Source organism: Campylobacter concisus, assembly GCF_002912425.1.
GTDB classification, from domain to species: domain Bacteria; phylum Campylobacterota; class Campylobacteria; order Campylobacterales; family Campylobacteraceae; genus Campylobacter_A; species Campylobacter_A concisus_AH.
The window spans coordinates 1-11,662 of the sequence record NZ_POYR01000072.1; the positions used below are offsets into that span (position 1 = coordinate 1).

Below are 11,662 nucleotides of genomic sequence, written 5' to 3' on the forward strand. Positions count from 1 at the left end.
ATATAAAGCTATCTAAATTGGAAATAATGAAGGTTATCTTTCCTACTAAAGAACAAATTAGAAATGCTTTTATTGCAGTTTTTATCGTGGTCGCTGTTGTTTCACTTTTTTTAGCTCTTGTTGATGTTATTATGTCCTTTGTTCTTTCTAAAGTTATATAGAATGAGGAAAAAATAATGTCACATAAATGGTATGCTATACAAACTTACGCTGGTAGCGAAATGGCAGTAAAAAGAGGAATTGAAAATTTAGTTAGAGATCATGGCATCGAAGATCAACTAAAAGAGGTTATAGTTCCTACAGAAGACGTAATAGAGATAAAAAACGGTAAGCAAAAAATTAATGAAAGAACTCTTTATCCTGGATATGCTTTTGCATGTTTAGATCTTGATACAGCTCTTTGGCATAAGATTCAGTCTTTGCCAAAGGTTGGGCGCTTTATTGGTGAGGCTAAAAAGCCTACGCCACTGACTGAAAAAGATATAAATACTATCTTGGAGAAAGTTCAAAAAAGAGCGGCACCAAAACCTAAAATATTTTTTGAGGATGGTGAAAGCGTTCGCATAACAGAAGGTCCTTTTGCTAACTTTACAGGTATCGTTGAAGAATACGATATGATACATGGCAAGCTTAGACTCAATGTTTCTATTTTTGGTAGAAGTACCCCTGTTGATATTTTGTATTCACAAGTTGAGAAGATAATTTAAGGAGCAAGAAATGGCTAAAAAAGTTATAGGTGAAATAAAATTACAAATTGCCGCAACAAAAGCAAATCCTAGCCCGCCAGTTGGTCCAGCATTAGGACAAAAAGGCGTTAATATTATGGAATTTTGTAAAGCCTTTAATGAAAAAACAAAAGATATGGTTGGATTTAATATCCCGGTCGTTATAACTGTTTATGCTGATAAAAGTTTTACATTTATCACAAAGCAACCACCTGCTACGGACCTTATAAAAAAGGCTGCGGGTATAACAAAGGGAACAGATAATCCTTTAAAAAATAAAGTAGGTAAATTGACAAAAGCTCAAGTTTTAGAAATTGTTGAGAAAAAACTTGTTGATTTAAATACAAATGATAAAGAGCAAGCAGCTAAGATTATCGCTGGTTCAGCTCGTTCAATGGGTGTCGAAGTAGTAGACTAAAACCTTTACCGTCAGGTTGATTTTCAAAAGACGGAAGCAATTTATATGCGGAGAAATTTATGGGAAAAACTAGTAAGAGATTTCAAGAATTGCTCAAAAAAGTGGAGCAAGATAAAATTTATAACCTTAGCGAGGCTATCGATACAGTTAAAACTCTAGCTTCTGCTAAATTTAATGAGACAGTTGAGATTGCGTTAAAATTAAACGTTGATCCAAGACATGCTGATCAAATGGTTCGTGGTTCAGTTGTTTTACCAGCTGGCACAGGTAAAGTTGTAAGAGTTGCTGTTATAGCAAAAGATGCTAAAGCTGATGAGGCAAAAGCTGCTGGTGCTGACATAGTTGGTGCTGATGATCTAGTTGAGGATATCCAAAAGGGTATAATGAACTTTGATGTTCTTATAGCTACTCCAAATTTAATGGGTCTTGTAGGTAAAGTTGGTAGAATTTTAGGACCTAAAGGTTTAATGCCAAATCCAAAAACTGGAACAGTTACAATGGATGTTGCACAAGCTGTTAATAATGCAAAAAGTGGACAAGTAAATTTCCGTGTTGATAAGCAAGGAAATATACATGCAGGTCTTGGTAAGGTCAATTTTACTAAAGAGCAATTAAATGAAAATATTTCAACATTTATTAAAGCTATTAATAAACATAAACCTGCGACTGCAAAAGGTAGATATGTAAAAAATGCTTCATTGTCTTTAACAATGAGCCCTTCTGTAACTCTTGATACTCAAGAAGTTATGGACTTGAAATAAGAATTTAGACAAATTTATATCTTAGATTGGAGATAGCCGAGGCCATTGGGCTTAATTGATTCGACCCGCTCTGCTTGAAATTACCGGTCGGAAAGGAGAAAAAGTGACACGTAACGAAAAAACTGAAGTTGTTGCAAAATTAGAGAGTGAATTTAAAACTGCTGAAGCTATTGTAGTTTGTGACTACCGTGGTCTTTCAGTTAAAAAACTTGAAGTTTTAAGAAATTCTGCAAAAGAACAAAATGTAAAAGTTCAAGTTATTAAAAATACTCTTGCAAATATTGCTCTTAAAAATTCTGATAAAGTCGGAATGGAACTCAAAGATACAAATATCTATCTTTGGAGTGAAGATCAATTAGCAGTAACTAAAGTAGCCGCAAAATTCGAAGAGTCAAATTCTGATCTTTTCAAAATTAAAACAGCTTATATTGATGGCGAAGTTGCAAGCGTTGATAAAGTTAAAGCTCTATCTAAAATGCCTAGCCGTGATGAGCTTATTGCGATGCTTTTGCAAGTTTGGAATGCGCCAATTCAAAATTTCACAATTGGTTTGAATGCGCTTAAAGAGAAAAAAGAACAATCAGCTTAATTAAATTAAAAAAATAATAAGGATTAAAAATGGCAATTACAAAAGAAGACGTATTAGAGTTTATATCTAATCTTTCTGTACTTGAACTTAGCGAACTTGTAAAAGAGTTTGAAGAGAAATTTGGTGTTAGCGCAGCTCCTGTAATGGTAGCTGGTGGTGCAGCTGCTACTGGTGGTGCAGCTGCTGCTGAAGAAAAAACAGAATTTAACATTGTTCTTGTTGATTCTGGTGATAAGAAAATCAACGTTATTAAGGTTGTTAGAGCACTTACAGGTCTTGGTCTTAAAGAGGCTAAAGACGCAGTTGAAGGAACTCCATCTGTTCTTAAAGAAGGCGTTAGCAAAGACGAAGCTGAAGCAGCTAAAAAAGAGCTTGAAGAGGCTGGTGCTAAGGTTGAACTTAAATAATTTTTTATTATTTAGGCTTAATATTTCAAGAGAGGGCAGAGGCTCTCTCTTTTTTAAATTTTAGATGCCTTGTAAAAGGCTATACTTTTCTTTCAAAATTACCACGAGGTAGATGCAATGTTAAATAGCTTATACTCAGGAAATCGTCTTAGAGTTGACTTCTCTAATGTTGTTAAAGAGATAGACGTTCCGAACCTACTACAACTACAAAAAAAGAGCTTTGATAATTTTTTAAATCTAAATAACAATCAGACAGAAAGCGGTATCGAAAAAGTTTTTAAGTCGATTTTCCCTATACATGATCCGCAAAATCGTTTGACTTTAGAATATGTTAGCTCAGAGATTGGAAAACCAAAATATACAATCAGAGAGTGCATAGAAAGAGGTCTTACATACTCTGTAAATTTAAAAATGAAAATACGCCTTATCGTGCATGAAAAAGATGATAAGACTGGTGATAAAGTTGGCGTTAAAGATATAAAAGAGCAAGAAATTTTTATACGTGAAATTCCGTTGATGACAGATAGAATTTCATTTATTATAAATGGTGTTGAGCGTGTTGTTGTAAATCAACTTCATAGAAGCCCTGGTGTTATCTTTAAACAAGAAGAGAGTGCGACTGTTGCAAACAAACTTATCTACACAGCTCAAATAATCCCAGATCGTGGCTCTTGGTTGCACTTTGAATATGATACAAAAGATATTTTATATGTTAGGATAAATAAGCGCAGAAAAGTGCCTGTAACTATCTTGTTTAGGGCATTAGGATATAAAAAACAAGACATTATTAAGCTATTTTATCCGATACAAAATTTAGTTATTAAAAATAATAAATTTTTAACTCTTTTTAATCCAGAGGATTATCTAGGAAGAGTTGAGTATGATATAAAAAATGAAGATGGAGAGATTCTTCACCAAGCTGGCAAGCGTCTAACAAAGAAAAAAGCTGATAAATTAATCGAAGATGGCGTTAAATTTGTCGAGTATCCGATCGAAGCACTTATAGGTAGATATTTGGCAAACCCTGTGATAAACACAGAAAGCGGCGAAATTTTATATGACACACTATCTGCTCTTGATGAGAATAAACTTGCAAAAATTTTAGCTGAGCATGAAAGTATTGATATTATAAACAACTCTGCAGCCGGTGTTGACGACGCTATAATAAATTCGTTTATCGCCGACAACGACATGCTTAAGGTTTTAAAACAAACTGAGGGCGTAGATGATGAAAATGACCTTGCTGCGATTAGAATTTACAAGGTCATGAGACCTGGCGAGCCGGTAGTTAAAGAGGCTGCAAAAAGCTTTGTAAATGATATTTTGTTTAACCCTGAAAGATATGACCTAACAAAAGTTGGTCGTATGAAGATGAACCACAAGCTCTCGCTTGATGTGCCAGAGTACGTTACTTTGCTAACTAGTGAAGATATCATCAAAACTGCAAAATATCTTATAAAAGTTAAAAACGGACAAGGTCACATTGACGACCGTGACCACCTTGGTAACCGCCGTATAAGATCGATCGGTGAGCTACTTGCTAGTGAGCTTCACCTTGGTTTTGTTAAGATGCAAAAGGCTATCCGTGATAAATTTACAAGTCTAAGCAACAATACTGACGAAATCATGCCTTATGATCTTATCAATCCAAAAATGATCACAGCAACAATCATGGAATTTTTCACAGGCGGTCAGCTAAGCCAGTTTATGGATCAGACAAACCCACTTAGCGAGGTTACTCATAAGCGCCGTCTTTCTGCACTTGGCGAGGGTGGCTTGGTAAAAGAGCGTGCTGGATTTGAGGTGCGTGACGTTCACCCAACTCACTACGGCAGAATTTGCCCGGTTGAAACACCAGAAGGTCAAAATATCGGTCTTATAAACACTCTTTCAACTTATGCAAAAGTAAATGACCTTGGCTTTGTTGAGGCGCCTTATAAAAAGGTTGTCGATGGTAAAGTGACTGATGAGATAGTCTATCTAACAGCGACACAAGAAGAGGGCAATGTTATCGCTCCAGCATCAACTAAGCTTGATGAAAATGGACATATTGTTGAGGATTTGATCGAGGTTAGAAAAGAGGGCGAGATGATGCTTGCTCGTAGAGAAGATGTTACCCTGATCGACCTTTGCTCTGGTATGATAGCTGGTGTTGCAGCTTCGCTTATCCCATTCCTAGAGCATGACGACGCTAACCGTGCGCTTATGGGATCAAACATGCAGCGTCAAGCAGTGCCATTACTTCGTTCAACTGCTCCTATCGTTGGAACAGGTATGGAGAGTGTTATCGCAAGAGATGCTTGGGAGAGCGTAAAAGCAAAACGAGGCGGCGTGGTTGAAAAGGTTGATAATAAAAACATCTTTATCCTTGGTGAAGATGAAGCTGGTCCATATATCGATCACTACTCTTTAGAGAAAAATTTAAGAACAAACCAAAATACGACATTTTCACAACATCCGATCGTTAAAAAAGGCGATGAGATCGAGGCTAATCAAATCATAGCTGACGGCCCAAGCATGGAAAAAGGCGAGCTAGCTATCGGTAAAAACGCGCTAATCGCATTTATGCCTTGGAATGGCTACAACTACGAGGACGCGATCGTTATTAGTGAAAAAATGATACGTGAAGATGCCTTTACAAGCGTTCATATCTATGAAAAAGAGATTGAGGCTCGTGAGCTAAAAGACGGCGTTGAAGAGATAACAAAAGATATACCAAACGTCAAAGAAGAGGAGCTTATGCACCTTGATGAAAGTGGTATTGTTAAAATCGGTACAGAGATCAAGCCTGGCATGATCCTTGTTGGTAAAGTATCTCCAAAAGGCGAAGTTAAACCAACTCCAGAAGAAAGACTACTTCGTGCGATCTTTGGTGAAAAAGCAGGCCATGTTGTAAATAAATCACTCTATGCTTCAGCTTCGATGGAAGGCGTGGTTGTTGATGTTAAAATTTTCACCAAAAAAGGCTATGAGAAAGATAGTAGAACAAACAAAGCCTATGAAGAAGAGAAGACACTTTTAGAAAAAGAGCACCACGATAGACTGCTTATGCTAGACCGTGAAGAGATGCTAAAAGTTACAGCGCTTCTTTCTAAAAACCCATTAGCAAGCGATCAAGAGGTAAATAAAAAAGAGTATAAAAAAGGCTCAAAGATCAACAAAGCTGACTTTGAGAATATCAACAGATTTACCCTAAATGCTATCGTAAAGAGCTTTTCAAAAGATATCCAAAAGAAATATGATGAGCTAAAAAATTACTTCCAAAATGAGAAGAAAAAGCTCAAAGAAGAGCACGACGCTAAGATAGAAATTTTAGAAAAAGATGACATTTTGCCAAGCGGCGTTGTAAAACTTGTAAAAGTTTATATAGCTACAAAACGCAAACTAAAAGTTGGCGATAAGATGGCTGGACGTCACGGTAACAAAGGTATCGTTTCAAATATAGTTAGAGAAGTCGATATGCCGTATCTTCCAAGCGGTCAGATCGTCGATATCGTGCTAAACCCATTAGGCGTTCCAAGCCGTATGAACATCGGTCAAATTTTAGAGAGCCACCTTGGTCTTGTTGGCTACCGTTTAGGCGAGCAGATCAATGAAATTTTTGAGACCAAAAAAGGCGAGTGGATAAAAGAACTAAGAGCTAAGATGATAGAGATCGCAAGCGTTGCTAAGCTAATGGACGCTAAAAAAGCTCTTGGTAAGATGAGCGATGAGAAGCTTCTTGAGTATGCAAAAGATTGGAGCAATGGCGTAAGATTTGCAACTCCGATTTTTGAAGGCGTTAAAGCTGACGAATTTGCAAAATTATTTGAGATGGCAAAGATAGATAGCGATGGTAAAACTGAGCTATATGACGGACGCACAGGCTCAAAGATAAGAGAACGCGTTAATGTTGGTTGTATGTATATGCTAAAACTTCACCACTTGGTTGATGAAAAAGTTCACGCAAGAAGTACTGGACCATACAGTCTTGTTACACAACAACCTGTCGGCGGTAAGGCACTATTTGGTGGTCAAAGGTTTGGTGAGATGGAGGTTTGGGCACTTGAGGCTTATGGTGCTGCTCATACACTAAGAGAGATGCTAACTGTAAAATCAGACGATGTTGAGGGAAGACTTTCTGCTTATAAAGCTTTAACAAGAGGTGAAAACGTTCCTGAGACTGGTATCCCTGAGACGTTCTTTGTTCTAACAAACGAGCTAAAATCACTAGCTCTTGATGTGGAAGTATATGATGAGGATGAGACAAATGAAACTAACTAATTTAAAACCAGTTGAGATAAAAGAAGAGCATAGACCTCGTGATTTTGAAGCTTTCCAACTTCGTTTAGCAAGTCCTGAGAAGATAAAATCTTGGAGCTATGGCGAGGTTAAAAAACCAGAAACTATCAACTACCGCACGCTAAAACCTGAGCGTGATGGCTTGTTTTGTGCCAAAATTTTTGGACCGATCCGCGACTACGAGTGTCTTTGTGGTAAATATAAAAAGATGCGTTATAAGGGCATCAAGTGCGAAAAGTGCGGCGTTGAAGTAACAACATCTAAAGTTCGTCGCTCTCGCATGGGTCACATAGAGCTTGTAACTCCAGTGGCTCATATCTGGTATGTAAATTTCTTGCCAAGCCGTATAGGTGCGCTTCTTGGTATCAAGATGAAAGACCTTGAACGCGTACTTTACTATGAGGCATACATTGTTGATAATGCTGGCGAGGCTTATTATGACAATGAAAATTCTAAAAAAGTTGAAAAATATGACGTTTTAAACGAGGAGCAATATCAAAGCCTGGCTTCAAGATATGAAGAGAGTGGCTTTAGCGCTAGAATGGGTGGCGAGGTCATCTATGATATGCTAGCTGAGCTTGATCTAACTCAAATTTTAAATCAGCTACAAGAAGAGATGGAGGCTACAAATTCTGAGGCCAAGAAAAAGACTATCGTAAAACGTCTAAAGGTTATTGAGAGCTTTTTAAATTCAGGCAACCGCCCAGAGTGGATGATGATAACAAATTTACCAGTTCTTCCGCCTGACCTTAGACCACTTGTTAATCTTGATGGCGGTAAATTTGCTGTTTCAGACGTAAATGATCTATATCGCCGTGTAATAAATAGAAATAGCCGTCTAAAACGCCTACTTGAGCTTGACGCACCTGAGATCATTATCAGAAACGAAAAGAGAATGCTTCAAGAGGCTGTTGATGCGCTATTTGACAATGGCCGTAGAGCAAATGCAGTAAAAGGTGCAAACAAGCGCCCACTAAAATCACTAAGTGAGATCATCAAAGGTAAGCAAGGCCGCTTCCGTCAGAATTTGCTAGGTAAGCGTGTTGACTTCTCTGGACGTTCTGTTATCGTCGTTGGTCCAAAGCTAAAGATGGATCAGTGTGGTCTTCCAAAGAAGATGGCTTTAGAGCTATTTAAGCCACATTTGCTTGCTCGCCTTGAAGAAAAAGGCTATGCGACAACCGTTAAGCAAGCTAAAAAGATGATAGAAGATAAGACAAATGAGGTTTGGGAGTGCTTAGAAGAGGTCGTTAAAGACTATCCAGTCATGCTAAACCGTGCTCCAACACTTCACAAGCTCTCTATCCAAGCGTTTCACCCAGTTCTTGTTGAAGGTAAGGCGATCCAGCTTCACCCACTAGTTTGTGCGGCTTTCAACGCTGACTTCGATGGTGACCAAATGGCTGTTCACGTGCCACTATCGCAGGAAGCTATCGCTGAGTGCAAAATTTTGATGCTTAGCTCAATGAACATCTTGCTTCCAGCAAGTGGTAAGGCTATCACAGTCCCTTCACAAGATATGGTTTTAGGAATTTATTACCTAAGCCTAGAGAGAAACGATGAAAAAGGTGCAAATAAAATTTTCTCAAGCGTCGATGAAGTAATGATCGCTGAAGAGGCTAACACTCTTGGTCTTCACGCTAAAATTAAGACAATGGTTGATAATAAGATCATCTTCACAACGGCTGGTCGCTTGATATTAAGAGCGATACTTCCTGATTTTGTCCCTGAAAATATGTGGAATAAGATCATGAAGAAAAAAGACATTGCAAATTTGGTTGATTATGTTTATAGAAATGGCGGCCTTGAAGTAACGGCTGACTTCCTTGATAAGCTTAAAAATTTAGGCTTTAGATATGCTACAAAAGCTGGAATTTCTATCTCTATTGCAGACATCATCGTGCCAGATAGCAAGCAAAAATATATCGACGAAGCTAAGAAAAAAGTTCGTGAAATTCAAAAACAATATGGCGCTGGTCTTTTAACAGATAGTGAGAGATATAACAAGATCATCGATATCTGGACAGATACAAACAATAGCGTTGCAAGCGAGATGATGAAGCTTATCCAAAGTGATAAGGGCGGATTTAACTCAATTTATATGATGGCTGACTCAGGTGCGAGAGGTAGTGCTGCGCAAATTCGCCAGCTAGCTGGTATGCGTGGTCTTATGGCAAAACCGGACGGCTCGATCATCGAAACACCGATCATTTCAAACTTCCGTGAAGGTCTAAATATAATGGAGTACTTCAACTCAACCCACGGAGCTAGAAAGGGTCTTGCAGATACCGCGCTAAAAACTGCCAACGCTGGTTACCTAACAAGAAAGCTAATCGACGTTGCTCAAAACGTTAAAGTCACAATGCACGACTGCGGTACGCACGAGGGCGTTGAGATCACAGATATCACAGAGAGCGGCGAGCTAATAGAGAGCCTTGAAGAGAGAGTCTTGGGTCGTGTTTTAGCAGATGATGTGATCGATCCTATAACAAATGAAATTTTATTTAGCGAAGGCACATTGCTTGATGAGGAGAAAGCCAAGGCTATAACAGAAGCTGGCATAAAATCAGTAAGCATTAGAACTCCTATCACGTGCAAGGCGCCAAAAGGCGTTTGCGCAAAATGCTACGGCTTAAATTTGGGTGAGGGTAAACTTGTAAAACCAGGCGAGGCTGTCGGTATCATCTCAGCTCAATCAATTGGTGAGCCAGGTACTCAGCTAACGCTAAGAACATTCCACATCGGTGGTACGGCTTCTACTGAACAACAAGACCGCCAAGTCATCGCTCAAAAAGAGGGCTTTATTAGATATTACAACCTTAGCACATACGAGAACAACGGCAAGAAAATCGTTGCAAACAGAAGAAGTGCTGCTGTATTACTTGTTGAGCCAAAGATAAAATCAACAATCGATGGTAAAATCGAGATCGAATATGCCCATGAAGATGTAAATATCGTAATTAAAGGCAAAAAAGAAGAGATCAAATATACAATCAGAAGAAACGATCTTGCTAAACCAAATGAACTAGCTGGCGTTAGCGGTAAGATCGAAGGCAAGATGTATATCCCTTATGCAAATGGTGATAAGGTAAAAGAGAACGAGAGTATCGTCGAGATCATCAAAGAGGGTTGGAACGTTCCAAATCGTATCCCTTATGCTAGTGAGCTTAAAATTTCAGACGGCGATCCAGTAACTAGAAAGATCACGGCAGATGCAAATGGTGTGGTTAAATTTTTCATACTAAAAGGTGACTTCCTTGATAGGCTAAAAGATATCAAAAAAGGTCACAAAGTAACCGAAAAAGGCTTCTTTGTTGTCGTCTCTGACAAGGACGGACGTGAGGCAGTTCGCCACTACATCCCAAGAAATTCTATCATCCAAGTATCAGATAATGATGCAGTAGAAAGAGCGACAGTGGTCTCACTACCTGAAAAAGATGACAAGCTAATAATCGCTGAGTGGGATCCATACTCAACTCCAACTATCGCAGAAGAGGCTGGTGTGGTTAGCTTTGAAGATGTCGAGCCAGGATATAGTGCGACTGAGCAAGCTGACGAGGCAACTGGTCAAAGACGTCTTGTCATCAACGAGTATTTGCCAAGTGGCGTAAAACCAGCGATCATTATCACTACAAAGAGTGGACATTTGATCAAGTATCCGCTTGATCCAAAAACTGCGATCTTCGTTTCAAGTGGCGATGAAGTGGCCCAAGCTGACATTTTGGCTAAGACTCCAAAAGCTGTTGCTAAGTCAAAAGATATCACCGGTGGTCTTCCAAGAGTTAGTGAGCTATTTGAAGCAAGACGCCCTAAAAATACAGCTATCGTTGCAGAGATAGACGGCGTTGTTAGATTTGACAAGCCACTTCGCTCAAAAGAGCGCATCATTATCCAAGCAGAAGATGGCACGACAGCTGAGTATTTGATCGAGAAGAGCCGCCAGATCCAAGTAAGAGACGGCGAATTTGTCCATGCTGGTGAGAAACTAACAGACGGACTTATCTCAAGTCACGATATCTTAAGAATTCTTGGCGAAAAGGCACTTCACTACTATTTGATCAGTGAAATTCAGCAAGTTTATCGTCGCCAAGGTGTTGCGATCGCTGATAAGCATATCGAGATCATCGTCTCTCAAATGCTTCGCCAAGTCAAAATCGTCGATAGTGGAAATACAAATTTCATCGTTGGCGACATGGTTTCAAGAAACAAATTTAAAGAAGAGAATGAGCGCATCATGAAAATGGGTGGCGAGCCAGCTATCGCTGAGCCGATCCTTCTTGGTGTCACAAGAGCGGCCATCGGAAGTGATAGTGTGATCTCTGCTGCGTCATTCCAAGAGACAACTAAGGTCTTAACAGAAGCGTCAATCGCTGCTAAATTTGACTATCTCGAAGATCTAAAAGAGAACGTCATCCTTGGACGTATGATCCCAGTTGGTACTGGTTTTTATAAAGATAAAAAGATAAAGATCAAAGAAAACT

Annotated in this window: 8 protein-coding genes; all 8 read left to right on the top strand. The window is 38.8% G+C overall.

All coding sequences use genetic code 11. The features are described from left to right. The first annotated feature begins 2 nt into the window (after nucleotides 1-2). Complete coding sequence (gene secE / locus CYP84_RS04225; protein ID WP_103636783.1) at nucleotides 3-161, top strand: preprotein translocase subunit SecE; 159 nt, start codon at nucleotides 3-5, stop codon at nucleotides 159-161. A gap of 12 nt (nucleotides 162-173) precedes the next feature. After that, a complete protein-coding gene (gene nusG, locus CYP84_RS04230) occupies nucleotides 174-707 on the top strand; it encodes a transcription termination/antitermination protein NusG (RefSeq protein WP_180385147.1) in 534 nt (177 codons plus the stop codon). 10 nt (nucleotides 708-717) lie between these two features. Beyond that, on the top strand, nucleotides 718-1,143 hold the full coding sequence (gene rplK, locus CYP84_RS04235) for a 50S ribosomal protein L11 (RefSeq protein WP_002941145.1): 426 nt from the start codon (nucleotides 718-720) through the stop codon (nucleotides 1,141-1,143). Between the two features lie 59 nt (nucleotides 1,144-1,202). Continuing rightward, complete coding sequence (rplA, locus tag CYP84_RS04240) at nucleotides 1,203-1,904, top strand: 50S ribosomal protein L1 (protein ID WP_002941167.1); 702 nt, start codon at nucleotides 1,203-1,205, stop codon at nucleotides 1,902-1,904. Between the two features lie 103 nt (nucleotides 1,905-2,007). Next, a complete protein-coding gene (gene rplJ / locus CYP84_RS04245; RefSeq protein WP_009294520.1) occupies nucleotides 2,008-2,493 on the top strand; it encodes a 50S ribosomal protein L10 in 486 nt (161 codons plus the stop codon). Between the two features lie 29 nt (nucleotides 2,494-2,522). Beyond that, nucleotides 2,523-2,900, top strand: a complete 378-nt coding sequence (rplL, locus tag CYP84_RS04250) for a 50S ribosomal protein L7/L12 (protein WP_103607059.1) — start codon at nucleotides 2,523-2,525, stop codon at nucleotides 2,898-2,900. Nucleotides 2,901-3,017: 117 nt separating this feature from the next. Further along, nucleotides 3,018-7,163, top strand: coding sequence for a DNA-directed RNA polymerase subunit beta (gene rpoB / locus CYP84_RS04255; protein WP_103636784.1), 4,146 nt, complete (start codon nucleotides 3,018-3,020; stop codon nucleotides 7,161-7,163). Beyond that, nucleotides 7,150-11,662 (top strand): DNA-directed RNA polymerase subunit beta' (gene rpoC / locus CYP84_RS04260; protein WP_103567745.1); only part of this gene is annotated, 4,513 nt, incomplete at its 3' end. The genes rpoB and rpoC, both read left to right, overlap by 14 nt.

Excerpts from the sequence above, each read along its gene's own strand:
- rplK (WP_002941145.1), top strand. The coding sequence starts at position 718 with ATGGCTAAAAAAGTTATAGGTGAAATAAAATTACAAATTGCCGCAACA.
- rplA (WP_002941167.1), top strand. The coding sequence starts at position 1,203 with ATGGGAAAAACTAGTAAGAGATTTCAAGAATTGCTCAAAAAAGTGGAG.
- rplL (WP_103607059.1), top strand. The coding sequence starts at position 2,523 with ATGGCAATTACAAAAGAAGACGTATTAGAGTTTATATCTAATCTTTCT.
- rpoB (WP_103636784.1), top strand. The coding sequence starts at position 3,018 with ATGTTAAATAGCTTATACTCAGGAAATCGTCTTAGAGTTGACTTCTCT.